This is a genomic window from Methylovorus sp. SPW-M1 (assembly GCF_053848825.1).
On sequence record NZ_CM132626.1, the window covers coordinates 2,220,874 to 2,240,978 of the forward strand.

The window sequence follows — 20,105 nt, forward strand, 5'->3', positions numbered from 1 at the left end:
TAAAAACGCTATCTGATAAAAACCGCCGGCACCCTGTCATCGTGCCGGGCACCGGCGGCCTAATAACAAGGCCCGTATTACAGACCGAACACCATCACACCACCGCCCATCTGGGTGTAGCTTTGGAGTTCCTTGAAGGCACCTACAGCACCCAGACCAGCACTTGGGTCAGTCAGGTCAAACACCAGACCTACACCAGGCCAGCCGCCTACACCGTAGTTGGTAGCGATGTATTGCTTACCCTTGTAGGCGTAGCTCATAGGCGCACCAATCGCACCGGAAGGCATCTTGAATTTCCAGATTTCCTTGCCGTTGGTCTTGTCGAGAGCCTTGATGTTGCCGTCGAGAGTGTTGTAGAACACCAGGCCGCCCTTGGTAGCCAGAGTGCCGCCCCAAACGGAGAATTTCTCCCACTTGGTCCACTTCACTTCGCCTGTCACACCGTCCATGGCGCGAACTTGACCCATTTCCTTCTTGGTTGGGCCGTTAGGGCCTGGGTACATAGCCAGCGTTGCACCAACGAAGAACTGACCTGCACGGTATGGCAGCATGAACGGCTCCCAATCCATACAAATGTGGTTCAGACCGAAGTAGAACGTGCGGCTGTCAGGATCGTAAGCATCCAGACCCTGGTTGTGGAAACCCATGGCAGATGGGCAGATGTTGGTACCCTTGTGGTCCATGCGGGTGCTGAATTCAGGATCGCGCAATGGCAGGCCGGTCTTCAGGTCCACCTTCTTGAATACATTCACTGCAGGATCAACCTTGGCAGCTTGTACGATAGAACCGGTTTGACGGTTCAGCGTGTACATGATGCCGTTACGGTCAACGTGAGTCAGCAGAGGCTGCGACTTGCCGCCAACTGGCTGATCGGTCAGGATCATCTGGTTAACACCAGCGAAGTCCCACTCGTCATGAGGAGTCTTCTGGTAGCCCCACTTGGCAGCGCCAGTATCCACATCACGTGCCCAGATGGTCATCGTCCACTTGTTGTCGCCTGGACGCATGGTTTCATTCCATGGAGCAGGGTTGCCGGAACCGTAGTAGAACAGGTTCAGCTTGGGATCATAGGCATACCAGCCCCAGTTGGTGCCGCCGCCGATTTTCCAGGCTTCGCCTTCCCAGGTCTTGGTGCCGAGGCCCATTTGACCGTAGTGAGGATTGTCCTTGTTGAAGTCTTTGGCCAGGTTGAGCTCATTGTCAGGACCGGTCGCGAACGAACGCCATACCAGCTCACCAGTTTTCTGATCATAGGCAGTCACGTAACCGCGCACGCCCAGCTCAGCACCGGAACAACCAACCAGCACCTTGCCCTTAACAGCGAAAGGCGCCTGGGTAATGGTGGAACCTACTGCAGGATCGCAGTTTTCCATCTTCCACAGCTCCTTGCCGGTCTTGGCATCCAGGGCAACCAGGTGACCATCCAGCTGGGTCTTGAAGATGCGACCATCATCGTAGGCAAGGCCACGGTTCACGATGTCACAGCAGGCAACCGCCTTGACGGAGGCATCCTGCTTGGGCTTGTGCTGCCAGACAATCTTTTCTGGCTCAGCCAGGTTGAGGGCAAATGTATTGTTTGGAAATGGCGTGTTGATGTACATCATGTCGCCAATCACCAGCGGTGCACCTTCATGACCGTGCAGCAGGCCGGTGGAGAACGACCAGGCAGCTTTCAGGTTCTTGACGTTACCTGTCGTGATTTGTGAAAGGCGGCTGTAATGTTGCCCCGTATAATCCCCAGTTTGCATTGTCCAGTTATTGGGATTGGCACCCAGCGCTTCCAGGCTATCAGCTGCCGCAGCTACTGATGGCAGCATGGCTGACAATGCCAATCCAGCAACTGCAAAGCCAGTAGCTGTTATTCTTGCCTTCATCTTCGGAATCCTCCTCGTATGTTGATATAGTCCTACTCCCTCGCTACCACTGTCGTAGAGCGACGACGAACTATCTCAAACCTGCCTTTGCGGCACGAGGTGCGCCATTCACTTTTGCGCAGGGAAAAATTCACATATTCACAATTTGTAATACTTAATTACATTTTGTAACAATGTAAGGATGAGCTCCCGGTCACATTCGGGAGCGAGTCGCTAGGGTGACAATGTGACAGAGCGCATACTGAGCATTTATGCGCATCCCGTTCGCCCCCATTACCCTAGGCAAGCAGCTGGATAGAAAGAATGTCCTGCTTGAGTTTGCGATTGTCCCTTGCAGCTTCATCCTGACTTACCTGCTGGCAGGCTACTTTGAGCTGTCGGAAATCTTCATCGACTGGACATTGACCAGCCAAGACGAATACGACATCGATGAGCTGCCCTATGCGCTGGCCGCCGCCACCCTCGCCATGAGCTGGTTTGCCTGGCGCCGCTGGCAGGAGATCAAGCGCGAGGTGCGCAGCCGCAACCAGACCGAACAGGCACTGCTGGCCGAGCGCCTGCAATTCCAAACACTATTCAATGAAAACCTGGCGGGGAATGCCGTAGTCACGACGCAAGGCGTGATCCAGATGTGCAACCCGGCCATGGCCTGCTTCCTGGAAATACAGACGCCAGAGCTGGCCGTGGGGAATAATCTGGCCGACTACTTGCAGCACGGCCCGTCGTGGTCGCACCTGATGGAAGTGGTCAAAGAACATCAAAAAGTGGATGTGGAGCAGCTCTGTGTAATAGGCGTCTACGGTAAACGCACCTATGCCATGGCTCGCATCCTCGGGCATTTCAGCCAGGATGGCAGCTTGCAGTTCCTGCATGTATTTGCCGCCGATATCACCGAGATCAAAACCGCCGAATCGGAAATTTCCAACCTGCTCAGGGAGAATCACTTTCTGTTGCGGCAGGCGCTGGAGTTGCAGGAAGAAGAGCGCCGCCATATCGCCCGCGACCTGCACGACGACATGGGGCAATACCTGAATGCGATCAAGGCCAACGCCACCAGCCTGGTCAATATGCCGGATCTGCCACCCAGCATCAGTGAAGTGGCGCTGCACATTATTTCGCACTCCGATCATATCTACCGCTCGGCGCGCCAGCTTATTCATCGCCTGCGCCCTGCTGCGCTGGACGAGCTTGGGCTGGGCGCCGCCCTGCAGCATTTGATCGACACCTGGAAATATCCGGCCAATGGCACGCGCTATCAGCTGGCGATAGACGATGCGCTTGACCATCTGGATGACAAGCTGACCATCAATATCTATCGCGTGATTCAGGAGGCAATTACCAATGCCGCACGCCACGCCCAGGCCAGCCTGATTGATGTGCACCTGTTCATGCAGGGCGACAGGCTGATCGTGGATATTACCGACGATGGTTGCGGCATCTCCCAGGCCCAGCCACACAAAGGCCTGGGGCTTGCCGGCATGCGTGAAAGAATCAAGGCGGTTGACGGTAAATTCGAGGTGTCCAGCGCTGCTGGCACGGGCACCCGGATTCGTGCGGTCATCCCCATAACCCCGATAAAGGAGATGGTGTAATGCAAGGTGCAGTAAGAGTGATGCTGGTGGACGACCATGCCGTGGTAAGGCAGGGCTATCGCCACCTGCTGGAAAAATCCGGAATCAAGGTGATCGCCGAAGTGGATAGCGGCGAGGATGCCTACCGGGTTTACTCGGAGCACCAGCCGGAAGTGGTGGTGATGGACCTTTCCATGCGGGGCATGGGCGGCCTGGAAGCGCTGAAGCGCATTGTCTCGCGCGACCGCAATGCCAAGGTGCTGGTGTTCAGCATGCATGACGATGCCATATTCCCCACCCGCGCATTGCAGGCGGGCGCCAGTGGCTATGTCACCAAGTCGTCTGCGCCGGATGTGCTGGTAGAGGCCGTATTTGCCATTGCCAACAATCGCAAATACGTCAGCCACGATATCGCGCAGGAAATCGCCATGCACAATATCAATGGCGGCGACATACTCAACAGCCTGAGCTCACGCGAATTCGAGGTGTTCAACCTGCTGGCCCAGGGTCGCTCGATTGAGGATATTGCCGCGGCTCTGTGTCTGGATTACAAGACCATCGCCAATGTGCAGACGCGCCTGCGGCAAAAACTGAATGTGGAAAACGCCGCGCAACTGATGCTGCTCGCCATCAAGCTCAACATCATAAAAACGTGAACATTTCCCGCTGAAATCATGAAGCCGTCTCTCACGGCAAGCGGGGCTCTGCTTTTACACTGGAGTCAGTTGTCTCTCTCCACTGACAACACCATAGTTGATGGACCGGCATACCCTTGCCGGTCTTTTTTTTGCTCTGGCTTATATGGTTCGCCAGACCAGCCATGAACTGGCCTCAGCTATCGATCAAGCCATGCTTGATGGCAAAACGCACCATCTCCACCGGGTTGGACAAGCCCAGCTTCTGCTTCACCAGCGTGTGGTAATTCGCCACCGTTTTCTGGCTGATCTTCAATACCTCGGCAATTTCCTCGGCATTCTTGCCCTCGGCAAACAAGCGGAACACCTCGAATTCACGCGGCGACAGCTGGCTGATAAGGTCACCATCGCCGATGACGGTTTGCAGGGCGATCTTCTGGGCAATGCTGGTGCTGATATAGCTCTTGCCTCGCGCCACTTCCACCACGGCTTTTACCAGCTCATCAAACGAGCCGGTTTTGGCTACATAGCCGCGTGCACCGCTCTTCAGGGTCTGCATGGCAAACGCGGCATTTTCATGCATGGAGAAAATCAGCACGCGCGCTGTACGATACCGCGCCAATATCCGGCGCATGGCTTCCAGCCCGCCCATGCCCGGCATGGAAAGATCCATCACCGTCACATCGGGCAGGTATTCGCCAAACACCTGGTAAGCCTGCTCACCGCTCTCAGCCTCGGCCACCACCTTGATGCCGGAGTGTTGCTCCAGCAAGCGGCACAAGCCAGAGCGCACCACTGTGTGGTCATCGACCAGCAAGACCCGGATAATTTCTTCACTCACCTGACAACTCCTGTTGATTTATCACCGGGATACTGACCATGATGGTCGTCCCCTCCCCTGGCGCGCTCTGCACATCAAGCTTGCCGCCCAACCCTTCCACCCGCTCGCGCATGCCAGCCAAGCCAAAGCCGGAAGGCGCTTTTTCCATTTCAAACCCACAGCCGTTATCGCGTATCACCAGATGCAGGTGGTTGCCCATGCGTTGCACCGCCAGGCTGACCGACCCCGCCCTGGCATGACGGCTGATATTGGTCAGCGCTTCCTGCAACAGGCGGTAGATGGTGATCGGGATAAACTCGCCCAGATCTTCCAGGTCTTCCTCAATATTGATGGTGATGGTCGCCTGTGGATGCCGCTGGCGCCAGTTGCTCACCAGATCCGTGAGGGCAATGTGCAGGCCGAGCTTATCCAGGGTATCTGGCCGCAGGTGCTCCAGCATGTCGCGCACAATGGTCACCACATGGCGTGCCACCTGCACAATCGCCGCCGCACTCTCCTTGATGCGCGGATTGCTTGAGTCGGAATTCACGATGGCCGTGGCATCGGCGTTGATCGCCGTCAGGCTCTGGCCGATTTCGTCATGCAGATCGCGTGCAAGATGCTTGCGCTCATCTTCCTGCGCACGTATCAGCTGTTGCGACAAACGATGGTTACGCTCCACGCTGGTTTCCAGCTTGTGCGCCATCAGATTGAATTTGTGGCTGATGCGCGCCAGCTCTTTCAGCTTGAAATCCGGCAGGCGTGCCTTGAGATTGCCACGCTCCAGTTCGTTAAGCGCGGCCAGTACCGTATCCACCGGGCGCAAGGCATGGCCCACCGCCCAGTACACCATCAGATTCACCAGCAGGAAAAACAGCGCCGACAGCACCAGCAGATCCTGGGTATCGCCCCACACTTCGGCAATCTCGTAAGAAGGGTCAGGCGTGACGACCAGCACACCAATCACCCGGCCATTGACCTTGATCATGCGGCGCGACTGTATCCACTCGCTCGATACCATGCCCATGGCACTGACAAACCAGCGTGGAGGTGGGGCCTCGTTTACCGCATCGGCAGGCAGGCTGTTGCTGTCCACCAGCGTGCCGTTGTGATCATAGAATTCAATGCGCAAGTGACGCAGATTGCTCAGGCTTTTAAGCCGGAATGAACGCAGCTGCTGGGGATTGGAAAGCTGGGAGTAATACAAGGCTTCTGCATCCAGCAGATACAGGGCCAGTTTGGCGGTCGACTCCACCTCGGCACGCACATCCTGCCGTGCATTTGCCACCATCAGCATGGTGCCAAGCGCCATGATCAGCACCAGCAGGGCCGTGATCATCAGATTTAAGCGTAACTTGAGGCTCATGGCGCTCCGTCTTCGTGAAAACGGCTATTCTATAGTCTTAGCTCCTTTCATCATTCGGGAAATTTTCCCGAATTCACCTGAACATGCGGGATGGCAAGGAAGGCACTACCCTGCCTTGACTGCAGAACATCATGCGCCGACCAGAGGGGTAAGCCAGACGGCCCCTCATCTACCGGATGATATTGTCGCCCCGCCTCTCAGGCCTGTGGCATGCCAGCGTTACCCATTTAAAATAAAAATAAAAGCCCCCTTATGTGATGGCATGGGCCGTGCTTTAATAAGCGGAATATATACGTACGTATCACTAGGGGGAGTATGAAAGAATCAGTGATCGAGTGGCCCAAGCCACCTTATTTCAGCTTTGCTGCCAATGGCGAGAGCCCTGCTAACGAAATCTGCCTGATCTACCTGTTTGATGGCAAGAAGCTGCTGGGACAGCTCATCGAGTTCATGCCCGATGCCAATACCCTGATCTATCGTACCGCCAAGGATAAACCGCAAGAAACGCTGGCGGTCGATAAAATCAAAAGCATACAGCTGCTGCAACCCATGGAACTGGTGCGGGATCAGGCCTTTCTTGAGGACAGGGCCGAGGAGCTGTTTCCCCCTTCCGAAAAACAAACCTATGCCATCGAATATACCGATGGCGAAATGGTGGTGGGTTATACCTACAGCTATGTCACCACGAACCATGGCTTGTACATTTACCCGACCACGGCTGACAGCAAGATCATCCGCGGTTACTTCCCACGCGCGTCCATCAAGAGTTACAAGATTGGCCAGAAGATAGGCGAAATCCTGATACAGGAAAAGCTGGCGACCAAAGACGCGGTGGAAGAAGCGCTGAAACGCCAGGATGAATTGCGCAACCAGCGCATAGGCGATTACCTGTTTGAAAATCAGATTGTCACCAGCGAAGAGCTGCAAAAGGCGATTCGCCATCAGGAAAGTCGCCCGATTCTCAAGCTGGGCGAGGCACTGAGACAGCTGGAGCTGATTACCGAGGATCAACTGCAGCATGCCTTGAATAAGCAGAAGGAAAACCGCGGTATTCCGTTGGGTCGCATTCTGGTCGACATGGGCATCGTCGATGAGCAGACCCTCAAAGGCACGCTGGCGAAAAAACTGGGGATTCCGTATGTCAGTCTCAGTAAATTCAACTTTGACCCGAATGCCATACGCCTGATTGGCGCACCCGTGGCCCGCAAGCATCTGCTGATACCGCTGTGCATGTATGAAGGCGCATTGGTGGTGGCGTTTGAAGATCCGATGAATGTGAAGGCGATTGATGAGGTACGCTTTCTCACCCAGATGAAAACCCTGCCTGCCATGGCCTCGCGTGAAGATATCGTCACGGCGATTGACAGCTTTTATGGTCGCAGCGGTGCGTTTGAATTCAACAAAAGCAAGGATGACATGCTGGATTTCGACCTGAAATCCAGCAATGTCGCCGGCATGCAGATTGATGACCTGGCCACCAAGCTGTTCAGCGAAGAGAACAGCATGCAGTTTGAGTCTGCCGAAGAGCCCGTGGCAGAGTCTGATAACACGCTGGTGCAGCTGGTCAATAAAATGATTCTGGATGCTTATCAGGATGGCGTATCGGATATCCATATTGAAACCTATCCGGATCGCCGCAATACGCAGGTGCGTTTCCGCAAGGATGGCACGCTGGTGCAGTATCTGGAAATCCCGTCCAATTTCCGCAATGCCTTGATCTCGCGGATCAAGATCATGTCGCAGCTGGATATTTCCGAACGGCGCAAGCCACAGGATGGCAAGCTGGATTTCAAGCAATTCGGCCCGGCCAATGTCGAGCTGCGCGTGGCGACCATCCCCACCGCCAATGGCCTGGAAGATGTAGTGATGCGGGTGCTGGCGGCGGCCAAACCTGTACCAGTGGATAAACTCGGTCTGGCGCAGGACAAACTGGAAAACCTGAAAAAGCTGATGCAGCGGCCCTATGGGCTGATTCTGGTCTGTGGCCCGACCGGCTCAGGCAAAACCACATCGCTGCACTCGCTGATGGGGTACATCAACACCCCGGAACGCAAGATATGGACAGCCGAAGACCCGGTGGAAATTACCCAGCAGGGCCTGCGCCAGGTGCAGGTAAATGCCAAGATAGGCTGGACCTTCGCCGCCGCCATGCGCAGTTTTCTGCGGGCCGACCCGGATGTGATCATGGTGGGTGAAATGCGTGATCAGGAAACCACCAAGATCGGCATTGAAGCCTCATTGACCGGCCACCTGGTGCTCTCCACGCTGCACACCAATAGCGCGCCGGAAAGTATTGTGCGTATGCTCGACTTGGGCATGGACCCCTTCAACTTTGCCGATGCGTTGCTGGCGATCATGGCCCAGCGTCTTGCCAAGACCTTGTGCGACAAATGCAAGGAAGCCTATGAACCCAGCCATGCCGAGCTGGAAGAGCTGGCGGCCGAATTTGTCCTTGGCACCAGCCATGGCGCGACGAAAGAACTGGCGCGCTTTCAGGAGGAATTTGCGCGTGAGGGCAAATTCACCCTTTATCGCGCCAAAGGTTGCAAAGAGTGCAACAACACCGGCTACCGTGGGCGTCTTGGCCTGTATGAGTTGATGATCGTGACGCCGGAAATCAAGCGCATGATTCAGAAACGCGCACCCGTGAGTGAACTGCTGGAAGAAGCCCTCAATAGCGGCATGCTGACGCTGAAGCAGGATGGCATCAACAAGGTACTCCAGGGCAAAACCGATATCGCGCAGGTGCGCGCCGTGTGCGTCTAGCCTTTATTGGGTAAGGCCGTTGGGGCTGGGGCGCTAGCCCCGTTCCGCGTGTTAAGTAGCGCGGCAGGTGCCAGTCATTTCCCGCTCACTGCGGCAGAGGCATGCGCGTCTCAGCCATACACATAGAGCTCGCGCGTGATATCCCCATAGCCCGCCTGCGTCAGCAGCGCGCGCTCAATATAGCGGCTCACGCGCTGCCGCAGCATGGGTACCAGCTCGCCATCAGGAAAGGTCTGCGGATACTTGAATGCCAGCCAGGCATAAAGGCTGATGTCCTGACTGAACTGTTCCGCCTGCTCCAGGTATTGCGGCCCGCTGCTGTCGAGCCAGGCCACATCCTCTGGCAGGCGCCTGCGCTTGTGGTCAGCATGGGCTTTCAGGCATTGAATGAAATAATCCATCTCGTGCCGCTTGTCGAAAGACACCGGGGCGCATGAAAACCGGAACTTGTCGGCCAATGGCATATGAGGCGCCTGCTGGTCGATAAGATGCCCCAGCGCAATCTGCCCCTCGGCACTGGTGAGGTGAAACAGATCACTCTCCAGCGCTTGCCGGGAAAAGCGCTCCAGCAATTCCCCTATGCGCGCGGTGTGCACCCGTTGCGAAAGCCGCGCGATATCCGGCCAATTGGCAGCCACCGGCAATTGCTGCAACTCCGCACTATCCGATGTCGTCAGCATGTGTTGCAGATGCAGTAGTTCATCGGCCTCCACCGCGGCGACAAAGCCTGTGGGATAGATGCCATAACGTCCGGCACGCCCCGCAATCTGCCGGGTTTCGGTCGGGCCGATCAGGCGGCTCGCCACGCCATCAAATTTATGTACGGTGGTAAACACCACGCGCCGGATCGGCAGATTCAGCCCCATGCCAATCGCATCGGTCGCCACCAGCACATCAGCCTCGCCACTGGCAAAGCGTCGCGACTCGGTACGCCGCACTTCGGGCGACAAGGCCCCGTAAATAGAGGCCACCGACAAGCCCCATTGCCGTATGCGCGCACTCAGGGTCAGCACATCCTTGCGGGTAAAGGCGATCACGGCATCGCCCTTTTGCAGCTTGCCTTTCAGCCGCGCCCGGTTGTAGCGTTGGCCGCAAATGGCGTGCTCTTCCAGTATCAATGGCGTTTTGCGCTCAAGCCGCGTCAGTTGCCACGGCTCATTCAGCGATTCCAGCAAGGCCAGGCAGATGGGCGTCACGGCATCCGAACCGCAGACAAACACTTGCTGCGCGGGGACGCCAACCAGTGCGGCGGTCCAGGCATAGCCACGCGCCTCATCCTGCAGCATCTGGATTTCGTCGATAACAGCCACATCCACCACCTGATCCGGCCGCATCATCTCAACCGTGCAGGCCGTGTGCCGGGCACCCGGCACCCAGTGTCGCTCTTCCCCGGTAACCAGATTACAGGGCACACCCGCTTCCATCAGCCGGTCACGCACCTCCATTGCCAACAGACGCAAAGGCGCCAGATAGACGCCTGATGCCGCTTGCTGCAGCACTTGCAATGCTTCATAGGTTTTGCCGGAATTGGTAGGGCCAAGATAAAAATGGAAATGGCGCCGCATGCCGCGTGCTACAGGAAACGATGCGGGGTAATCGTGCAAGGCAGAGGCCGACAAGGAGGTATCTCGATGAGGTAGTAAACACTGCCCTCAATGTAGCAGATGCCGCCCCATATGGAAACGGAGCCTGACCGAATGGCCAGGCTCCGCGGTTTTTCAGCTAAATGGCGGTGTTATTTGAAGGCGTAAGTGTTATTTGAAGGCGTAGGTGGCATTCAACATGATCATGCGTGGATCACCCGTGTAACAGGCGCTCACGCTGGAGCAGGAGGCAATGTACTCCTTGTCAGCCAGATTGCGCGCATTCAGGGCAAAGCGCCATGGTCCCGTGCGGTAGAACAAGGCGGCATCGTACACGGTGTAATGTGGCGTGTAGAAGGTATTGAGGTCATCCCCCGCCTGCTTGCCGATATAACGTGCGCCTATGCCAACACCCAGGCCTTGCAGCCAGTGCCCCATGTCGTAATTGGCCCAGAGATTGGCCATGTTTTTCGCCACCAGAATCGGACGTTTGTGCAGCGTGCCCGTCGTGCTCTTGGTGATTTCGGCATCAATATAACTGTAGCTGCCCACCACATTGAGCCGCGAGGTCAGTTGCCCGGTAGCCTCGATTTCCACACCACGATGCTGCTGTTCGCCGGTCTGGATGTTGAATGCGGTGTTATTGGGATCCGTCGTCGTCACGTTCTGGCGCGTCAGGTCATACAGCGCCACGGTGGTGCCAAATGCCTTGTTCGGTGTTTCATACTTGAGGCCGATTTCACGCTGCTGGCCGGTTTCCGGCTTGAAGGCGGAACCGTCTGCCCCGCTGCCGGTAACGGGTACGAAAGATTCGCTATAGCTGATATAAGGTGACCAGCCATTGTCAAAGGCATACAGCAAGCCGGCACGCCCGGTGGTTGCCCCCGGATTGGTGCGAGTTCTGCTGCCGCTCAGGCGTTTTTCCAATAGATCAGATTCATCGCGCCGCAAGCCCAGCACCAGATTCCAGCCATCGCCAAACTTGATGTGATCCTGCAGATATAACCCTTTTTGTTCGAGCTTGTCCGTGCCGGTGGTCGCTGGCGTTGTAACGGCAACACCTATAGTCGGGCTGTAATTCGGGTTATAGAGATTAAGCACGGTGACGCTGGCGCGCTTGTCCGTGCGCTTGCTGTCAAAATGCAGGTAATCAAACCCCAGCAGCACATCATGGCGCAAGGCCGCCGTGTCAAACTGCATGTTGAGCTGATTGTCCATGGTCAGCATCTGGCCATGCACATCGCGATACTCAATCCGGCGAGCATAGTTGAGCCCGTTGGTCGACAGCGATGTGGGGCTGGTAAAGGCCCCTTCCAGGTCATAGTCATTCACGCGCATGCTCTGCTTGAATTTGATGGATGGGGAAAACGCGTGTTCAAACAGATAGCCGACTTGCGTCTGCTCAGTGCTGTATTTATCCACACCCGGCACGCCGACAAACCGGCTGTATGAAATTGGGCCATTGGGATTGGCAAGCACGGTACCGCGCGCAGGCAGGCCACGAATCGGCACAAAGTCACTCTTCTGATAGCTTGCCAGCAAGGTCAGGCTGGTCTTGTCGCTGATATCCCAGGTTAAGGACGGCGCAATATAGGTACGCTGGCGATCGACAAAATCCACCTGGTCATCGCTGGCGGATGAAATGCCGACCAGGCGATAACGCACTGTGCCGTCCTCATTCAACGCATCCGAAAAGTCGGCGGTCAGCTGCTTCTGATTGTAATTGCCCAGACCTATGCCAATTTCGGCAATAGGCTTGTCAGTTGGCCGTTTCGTCACCAGATTAACCAGCCCACCCGGAGAAATCTGGCCATATAACACAGATGCCGGCCCCTTCAGCACCTCGATACGTTCAAAGGCAAACGGCTCGTTCTGTATCCACATGTCGTTATCCATGCGCATGCCATCACGCAGCACATAAGCACTCTGCACAAAACCGCGGATGGAAATATCATCCAGCCCACGCCGTCCGCGCTGCCCGGCATCGACCCCAGCGGTAAACCGCAAAGCCTCTGCCAGCGACTGTGCGCCCTGATCGCGGATCTGCTCACTGCCAATCACCGTCACGGACTGGGGGGTTTCTGATAACGCGGCATTGGTTTTGGTGGCCGTTTGCGAACGGCTGGCTTTGTAGCCTTTCACTGGCCCGGTGGCCGACTCCTCCTGACGGGCGCTGACAGCGACTTCCGGCAACTCAGTGGCATCCTCCGCCACTTCAGCATGGACAGACCAATACGGCATCATCAAGGCGCAAACAACGCCCCACTTTAATTTCATAACAGCTCCTGCGTGTATATTTTCGTCCCGCATTATACATCTCAAATGATAATTGATATCATTTACACTTTACGATAATACACGCTACCCGTCCGCCTCATTCATCCAGGTCTACGGCAGGCATCCTTGCTATTTCCAATCGCGACACCAAAGAACAGGCTCTCGCCCTCATGTCCAGAAAATTGTTTGTCCGCCTGCATCGTTATGCAGGGTTAATCCTAGTGTTGTTTTTAACGGTTGCGGGACTAACCGGAGCATCGCTGGCGTTTTATCACGAGCTTGATGAATGGCTGAATCCGGACTGGATGCTGGTGACGCCCACGGCAGCCTCACCAGTGCCGCTGGCACAACTTGCACGCAAGGTCAGTCAGGCCTATCCCGACCATCAGATAGCACGCATTGAGTTTCAGCACAGCGCCGATCGCGCATTGATTGTGCGTATGGATAGTAAACAGACTGGCGACGACGCCCCTCTTCCCATGCAGGTATTTGTTAACCCTTATACCAATGAAATTCTGGGCGCCCGCGAATGGGGCAAGGTGGATATCAGTCGTCAGGGCTTGATGCCATTCCTGTTCAAATTGCATGACACACTTCATCTACCAGGAAAAATTGGAAAATGGCTATTGGGTGGCGTCGCCATACTTTGGCTACTGGATTGTTTTGTTGGATTTTATTTGGCTTTGCCACGACATGGTCTACTGCCATCGCCCGTGCAGTTCATGAAAAAATGGGCGCCCGCCTGGAAAATAAAGTATCAGGCAAATGCCACTCGCGTAAATTTCGACCTGCATCGTGCCAGTGGCTTGTGGCTATGGCCCGTGCTGGCTGTCGTCGCGTTCAGTAGTTTTTATCTCAATCTCAACCGAGAAGTGTTCAGACCGGTGATGGGCATGATAATGCCATTCAGCTCTCTTCCTGGTGATACCTTGCCCAAAGTGAAAGATGGGGAGATTTCACTGGATTGGGATGCCGCTTATCAGCGTGGATTAGCCTTGCGGCCCGCCAGTGCGGATGATTACCGGGTTGCCAATATTTCATACTTGGCCAAGCAGAATGTCTACCGGTTGACCTTTGATGAACGTCAACCCAATGCCTGGCTGACCTTCAAGCGTGAGCAAGTGTTTTTTGATGCAAACACAGGCGAACTGAAAGCCCAATACGGCTACTCACAAGGCAAAACGGGAGATCGCTTGAGTATTCTGCAATATCCGCTACATACCGGGCAGATATTTGGATTGCCCGGGCGCATACTCATTTTAGTCACAGGCTTGCTGACCGTATTGCTGGCCTGGACCGGTGTCTTTATCTGGCTCAAAAAACTCCAGGGCCAAAAATAGTCTGATGGCCAATGGCTTGGAGTCAGCCATTGGCCATTAACTCCCAGATATCGCTTCGATTAAAAGTCCACCGTGGCAGAGAAAAATGCCATGCGCGGTGTGCCATACGTCAGGCCATTCACGCTATCGCTAGTGCTGACGGTAGCCCAGTAATGCTTGTCGAGCACGTTATCTACGGTGGCGCGCAGGGTTACGTTTTTACCCGCCGAAACAAACCGATAGCAGGCACCAAGATCCAGCCGCGCCCAATCCGGAATCTCGCGCGTATTGGCAGCATCTACATATTGATCACTGGTATAGATGGTACGTGCCGTCCAGGTAAAACCAGGTATGGCAGTCACATCCCACTCCATGCCGAGATTGGCATTCACTTTGGCTACGCCTGGCGCAGTATTGCCATCGTTCGCGCCACCCAGTGTCTTTTTCAATTTGCCATCCAGCAGTGTCACCCCACCCAATACACGCACGCCACTCACGGGCTCCCCATACAGAGACCACTCCAGGCCCGTGTTGTGTTGCTCGCCATTCAAGCCAAAAACAAGGGTAGCGGGGTCGCGAAATGTACTTGGACGTTCAATCCGGAATAATGCCAAGGTAGAAGTGAAGTTACCAAGATCCAGCTTCGCCCCCACTTCAACCTGCTTTGTTTTGGCTGGAGGAAAAATATCTCCCGCATTGGCAGCATTTGTAGGGGCCATAGCGGTCTGGGTCAGCGACTCAATGTAATTTCCATAAAGGGCGAGATGGTCGAGCGGCTTTACCGTAAAAGCGAACGTCGGCGTTAGTGCGTCTTCGTCATACTTGGCACGCACGGGCCCTGTTACCAGATAGGTTTTATTAAGCACCGACTGCTTGCGGACGCCTATGGTGATTTGCAGACGATCATCCAGCATGGATAAAGTATCGCTCAGGGCAATACTGCTCAAGTCGGTCTCCGCTGTTCGTGGAGGTGTATTGGACATGCCAATCACGGCTGGCTCCACCCCATTCACCGGGTTGTAAATGTTGGATGCTACCGTGCCTATTTCATTTTCCAGATTACCAAACTGGATACGATACAAACTGGTATTAAGATTCACCGTGTGGTGAACCACACCAGTATCAAACATGGTGCGCACGCCCGCCTCTCCAGACACCGTATCCTCATGCCTTAGAAAACGATTCACGGTACTCGTATTGACCGTAGTGTTACCGGTCGTGGTAACAAAATTACCCGCAGAATCGACCGCCACCGGCACCCGCAGAAAATCATATCGACCGCGACGAGCCCCCACCGCGGCGTAGGCTGTGATTGCAGGTGAAAAATCATACTCGCCACGCACGGCAACGGTCGTGTCTATGGTATTGGCATAAGACCAGCGCTGGGCAAAGTTGCGTGTGACCTTATCGGCATCAGGCACGGCGGCCAGAACACCACCGCGGCTGTTCAAGGTTACCCGTTCCATTGGCGCCGTGCCTCGATTCTCGTAATGCCAAACATCCGTAGACAGGCGTAAATTTTCACCTCGAAAATCCAGCCCCAATGTCATGAGTGAACGCTCTATTCTCTGATCATTCGAAAATGCCGTCCTGCCATCCTGATATACCGAGTTCAGACGAATGCCAAACTGGTTATCGCTACCGAAGCGTCGACCAATATCCACATGCCCGCCAAGAACCGAGCTTGAGGCATAGTTAGCGGTAAACTGGGTAATCGGTACATCTGTCGCCCGCTTGGCAATCACATTGATCGCACCGCCAACGCCACCCGTAGGTGCCATGCCATTCAACAAGCTGTTAGGCCCCTTGAGCACTTCAACTCGCTCAACCCCCTCCAGTGGTACTGTGTAATTGGGAACCAGCCCGAACAAACCGTTCAGCGCCACCTCCCCATTCGATAGAGAAAAACCACGGATGGAGAACTGATCAAAGCGACCAAACCTGGGGTTGTTATTGCGAATGGATGAGTCGTTTTCGACAATATCCGCTAAGGTCGTCGCCTGCTGGTTCTGAATCAGCTCACGGGTATAGCTAATCACACTGTATGGCGTATCCAGCACTGACTTATTGCCCAGCAATCCCACCCGGCCTCCTCGCGCGACTTGACCACCCACATACGCAGGCATCAACTCGCCAGGCAAAACCGTGTCTGCCGATTTATCAACAACATGGACAGTATCGAGCGTTGTCGCAACTGGCGTTGCCGCTGCACTCTGCTGTGCTTTCTTTTTATCCGCCAGTTGCTGCTCTGTCACCTCATCTGCAGACCCGCTCGTAGAAAATGCCAACAGTAATAAAGCACCCGCTGCCTTGCCAGAAACTTGTATGAGATCGACCGTACTGGTCAGTAAAGAGAAGCGAGACATTATTTTCCTTGCATATCATTGTTATTAAGAAGCATTTACAAATAATAACAATTCTCATTAACAATGTCGATGCTGAAGAATCCTGTTCGGAACCCCTGAACGAGCCGAGCAATAACAAAACGTGAGAATTCCAACGCCTTGAAAAAACGTGATAGTCCGGAAACAGGAATAAACGAGATATCGCGCTGATCGCGCGAACATGAAAAAGGGGCATGAAAAAAGGGGTTAGTTACCTAACCCCTTTCGGATACTGGTCGGGACGGCAAGATTCGAACTTGCGACCACTTGCACCCCATGCAAGTACGCTACCAGGCTGCGCTACGCCCCGATGTCGCTAAAGCAACAAGGCCTGTATTATAGCGGAATGAACTGGAGGGAACAAACAGGAAATTGGTTTTTAGTGGGCGCGCAGTAGATCAAGCACTTCACGCAACTCGCTGCGCAACAAACCAACATCCAGTTGCGGATAGGTGGAGGCAGCTGAGGGGTGCTCAACCTGCTTTTCCACCACAGTTTCAGGTGGAGCTTCTACTGCTTGTGCCGCATCATCAAGCCTGTTGCGGGCGCCGCTGATAGTGAAGCCTTGCTCATAGAGCAATTCACGGATACGGCGAATCAGCAGAACTTCATGGTGCTGGTAATACCGGCGATTACCACGACGCTTGACGGGTTTGAGCTGCGTGAATTCCTGCTCCCAATAGCGCAAGACATGGGGCTTAACGCCACATAGCTCGCTGACCTCACCAATGGTGAAGTAACGCTTGGCAGGAATCGGCGGCAACACAACCTTAGGCGCGGTCTCCGGCATAAGCCTCCTCTACCTTTAGCTTGAGCTTCTGGCTGGCATGAAAAGTCACAACACGGCGTGCCGTGATCGGGATTTCTTCGCCTGTTTTGGGGTTGCGGCCTGGCCGCTCTGATTTTTGACGTAATTCGAAATTGCCGAAACCCGACAGTTTTACACTGTCTCCTGATTCCAAAGCCGTACGTATTTCTTCAAAAAACGCTTCGACCATATCTTTGGCCTCACGTTTGTTCAGCCCAACCTGTTCAAAGAGCAAATCAGCCAGATCGGCTTTGGTTAATGTCATGCAAATCTCCCAACTACTTTTCTTAACTTTCGCACCATCGCGACGCATTTTCTAAAAATTGGCGCCCCATTGGCGTTCTAATTTCTTAATTCCGCACCATGTTCGGTCTTGAGCAATGCTAGCAAATTACTCATGACGGCATCTGCCTCAGCATCCGTCAAAGTTTTTTGAGTATCTTGCATAAGCACAAGAAATGCAAGGCTTTTTTTGTTTTCTGGAACACCTTTTCCGCGGTAAATATCGAACAATGCGATGTCTGAAATCAAGACATTTTTCGCATCATTCATGGTATCCAACAGCGCTTGAACAGGGGTTGCCTCATCCACCACCACGGCAATATCGCGTCGCACAGGCGGGAACTTAGCCACCTCTTGATATCTAGGCAACTGAACGGTAAGCAAAGGGGCAAGATCACATTCAAACACCACCGTGCTGCGTGGCAATTGATAATGTTGTTGCCACTTGGGGTGTAACTTGCCCAGCCAGCCAATGACCTTGCCATCTAGCAAGATATGGGCAGATTGACCTGGATGCAGCGCAGGATGCGTGGCGGCCTGATACACAGCGCGTCCGTGCGTCAGCGCATCCACCTGGGCTTTCACATCATAGAAGTCGACATCACGCTCATCTTCAGCCCATTGTTCAGGGTAGGCAGCACCGTAAGCCAACCCGGAAACCCGCATGGTTTCAGCATAGCCGGAGTCGGCTTTATGATAGGCGGAGCCAATTTCAAACAGTTTGGCGCGGGGCTGCTTGCGGTTGAGATTATAAACCAGCGTCTGCAACAGACCGCCCCACAAGCCGCTACGCATCACGCTCATGTTGCTGGCGATGGGGTTTTTCAGCACTATCGCGTCATTATTCCCCAGCAAGTCACGTTCCCAGCTGGCATCCACAAAACTGTAGCTGACGATTTCCTGATAGCCACCAGCCACCAGGGCATCGCGCACCCAGGCACGATTCAGTTCGCTACCTGAGGCAGGCAACATGGCCAATGTGGCTTGCGGCGCAATCGCGGGGATATGCTCATAGCCATGCAGGCGAGCCACTTCCTCGATAAGGTCTTCCTCAATTTCGATATCAAAGCGATAACTGGGAGGCGTAATCTCGTAACGACCATCCGACTCACGTGCCTCGAAACCAAGGCGGGCAAATATGACCGATACTTCGCTACGCTCCAGCGGGATACCCAGCACCGAAAGCAGTCGCTCATAGCGCAATGTCACCGGCTTGCGCGTGGGCAAGGCAGATTTGACTTCGACAACATCACCAGGCTCACCACCGCAAATCTCAAGAATAAGCGCGGTTGCACGTTCCAATGCCTGACGGGTGCTGCCAAAATCCACGCCACGTTCAAAGCGATACGACGAGTCCGTCGACAAGCCCAGGCGGCGTGCTTTGCCAGCGATCACCCCGGGCGCAAAGTAGGCGCTCTCCAGGAAAATATCGCGCGTTTCCAGTGAGACAGCCGAATCCAGACCACCCATAATGCCGGCCAAGGCCAGCGGCCCCTGGGCATCGGCGATCACCAGCATATCCTGTTGCAAGTTCGCTTGCTGCTGATTCAGCAAGCTCAGCGCCTCGCCAGAATTGGCATATCGCACCTCGATATCGCCCTGCAGCTTCCCAGCGTCAAAGGCATGCAGAGGCTGCCCCAGTTCCAGCAATACATAATTGGTAATATCGACGATTGCACTGATGCTGCGAATACCACTACGCTCCAGACGTCGCTGCATCCAGTCGGGTGTCGCCACGGCGGCATTCACGCCACGGATGCTGCGCCCACTGTAATACGGGCATGCCTCAGGCTCACGCACGGAGATCTTGACGTCGGTGCTGGCAACCGGGCTGATGCTGGCCGTCGCCGGTACCTGCAAGGCGGCACCAGTGATCGCGGCCACGTCGCGGGCAATACCAACGATACTCAGGCAGTCGCTACGGTTAGGCGTCAACTTCAATGTAAACAGCTGATCATCGAGTTGCAGGTAATCACGAATATCCGTACCGGTTACCGCCTCTGCAGGCAGCTCCAGCAAGCCACTGCTCTCTTCGGCGAGCCCCAGCTCCTTGGCGGAACACATCATGCCAAACGACTCGACACCGCGGACTTTGGCCTGCTTGATGTTAAATCCAGGCAAGGCCGCACCAACCATGGCGCATGGCGCCTTCAGGCCCACGCGCGCATTGCTGGCGCCACAGACGATCTGCAGGGGCTTATCCAAGCCGACATCCACTGTTAATACTTGCAGGCGATCCGCATCCGGATGCTTTTCTGCCGTCAGCACTTCTGCCACCACGACGTGACTGAACGCTGGTGCCACAGCATCCATCGCTTCCACCTCAAGGCCAGCCATGGTCAAGGCATGACCGAGCTGCTCACTGCTAATGGCAGGATTGACGTACTGGCGTAACCAAATTTCTGAGAATTGCATGATCG

General features: G+C 54.9%; 13 protein-coding genes and 1 tRNA gene. 4 read left to right on the forward strand and 10 right to left on the reverse strand.

What is annotated here, in order from left to right; translation table 11 throughout:
* Positions 1 to 77: 77 nt before the first annotated feature.
* Positions 78 to 1,817 (reverse strand): methanol/ethanol family PQQ-dependent dehydrogenase, encoded by a 1,740-nt coding sequence (locus tag ACWWD9_RS10465; RefSeq protein ID WP_328486895.1) that lies wholly within the window; start codon positions 1,815 to 1,817, stop codon positions 78 to 80.
* 308 nt (positions 1,818 to 2,125) lie between these two features.
* On the opposite strand from ACWWD9_RS10465, the gene ACWWD9_RS10470 reads away from it, so the two are divergent.
* Positions 2,126 to 3,466 carry an ATP-binding protein gene (locus ACWWD9_RS10470; protein WP_159356070.1) on the forward strand — a complete coding sequence of 447 codons (1,341 nt, stop codon included), beginning with the start codon at positions 2,126 to 2,128 and terminating at the stop codon, positions 3,464 to 3,466.
* Positions 3,466 to 4,101: a response regulator gene (locus ACWWD9_RS10475; RefSeq protein ID WP_013441564.1), complete on the forward strand. Its 636-nt coding sequence runs from the start codon at positions 3,466 to 3,468 to the stop codon at positions 4,099 to 4,101. The genes ACWWD9_RS10470 and ACWWD9_RS10475 overlap by 1 nt, the downstream gene beginning before the upstream one ends.
* 175 nt (positions 4,102 to 4,276) lie before the next feature.
* On the opposite strand, the gene ACWWD9_RS10480 is transcribed toward ACWWD9_RS10475, so the two are convergent.
* A complete protein-coding gene (locus ACWWD9_RS10480) occupies positions 4,277 to 4,921 on the reverse strand; it encodes a response regulator (protein WP_013441563.1) in 645 nt (214 codons plus the stop codon).
* Entirely contained in the window at positions 4,914 to 6,266 is a 1,353-nt protein-coding gene (locus tag ACWWD9_RS10485; RefSeq protein WP_455866985.1) for an ATP-binding protein, read from the reverse strand. Before ACWWD9_RS10485 ends, ACWWD9_RS10480 begins: the two co-directional genes overlap by 8 nt.
* A gap of 315 nt (positions 6,267 to 6,581) precedes the next feature.
* Here ACWWD9_RS10485 and ACWWD9_RS10490 point away from each other — a divergent pair, with 315 nt between their 5' ends.
* Complete coding sequence (locus ACWWD9_RS10490) at positions 6,582 to 9,032, forward strand: GspE/PulE family protein (protein ID WP_455866986.1); 2,451 nt, start codon at positions 6,582 to 6,584, stop codon at positions 9,030 to 9,032.
* A gap of 110 nt (positions 9,033 to 9,142) precedes the next feature.
* On the opposite strand, the gene ACWWD9_RS10495 is transcribed toward ACWWD9_RS10490, so the two are convergent.
* Both ACWWD9_RS10495 and ACWWD9_RS10500 read right to left on the reverse strand, forming a co-directional pair.
* On the reverse strand, positions 9,143 to 10,651 hold the full coding sequence (locus ACWWD9_RS10495; RefSeq protein ID WP_455866987.1) for a helicase-related protein: 1,509 nt from the start codon (positions 10,649 to 10,651) through the stop codon (positions 9,143 to 9,145).
* A 135-nt stretch (positions 10,652 to 10,786) separates the two neighbouring features.
* A complete protein-coding gene (locus tag ACWWD9_RS10500; protein ID WP_455866988.1) occupies positions 10,787 to 12,892 on the reverse strand; it encodes a TonB-dependent siderophore receptor in 2,106 nt (701 codons plus the stop codon).
* 170 nt (positions 12,893 to 13,062) lie between these two features.
* Between ACWWD9_RS10500 and ACWWD9_RS10505 the strand changes: the two genes are divergently transcribed.
* Positions 13,063 to 14,232 (forward strand): PepSY-associated TM helix domain-containing protein, encoded by a 1,170-nt coding sequence (locus ACWWD9_RS10505; RefSeq protein ID WP_455866989.1) that lies wholly within the window; start codon positions 13,063 to 13,065, stop codon positions 14,230 to 14,232.
* 59 nt (positions 14,233 to 14,291) lie between these two features.
* On the opposite strand, the gene ACWWD9_RS10510 is transcribed toward ACWWD9_RS10505, so the two are convergent.
* The 5 genes from ACWWD9_RS10510 to pheT form a co-directional block, all read right to left on the reverse strand.
* Positions 14,292 to 16,577 carry a TonB-dependent receptor gene (locus ACWWD9_RS10510; RefSeq protein WP_455866990.1) on the reverse strand — a complete coding sequence of 762 codons (2,286 nt, stop codon included), beginning with the start codon at positions 16,575 to 16,577 and terminating at the stop codon, positions 14,292 to 14,294.
* 251 nt (positions 16,578 to 16,828) lie between these two features.
* A tRNA-Pro gene (locus ACWWD9_RS10515) sits at positions 16,829 to 16,905 on the reverse strand.
* A 69-nt stretch (positions 16,906 to 16,974) separates the two neighbouring features.
* A complete protein-coding gene (locus ACWWD9_RS10520; RefSeq protein ID WP_015829559.1) occupies positions 16,975 to 17,385 on the reverse strand; it encodes a MerR family transcriptional regulator in 411 nt (136 codons plus the stop codon).
* The gene (locus ACWWD9_RS10525) at positions 17,366 to 17,668 is read right to left on the reverse strand and encodes an integration host factor subunit alpha (RefSeq protein WP_013441555.1); all 303 of its coding nucleotides are present in this window, start codon (positions 17,666 to 17,668) and stop codon (positions 17,366 to 17,368) included. Before ACWWD9_RS10525 ends, ACWWD9_RS10520 begins: the two co-directional genes overlap by 20 nt.
* A gap of 77 nt (positions 17,669 to 17,745) precedes the next feature.
* On the reverse strand, positions 17,746 to 20,100 hold the full coding sequence (gene pheT, locus ACWWD9_RS10530) for a phenylalanine--tRNA ligase subunit beta (RefSeq protein WP_455866991.1): 2,355 nt from the start codon (positions 20,098 to 20,100) through the stop codon (positions 17,746 to 17,748).
* Positions 20,101 to 20,105 lie beyond the last annotated feature (5 nt).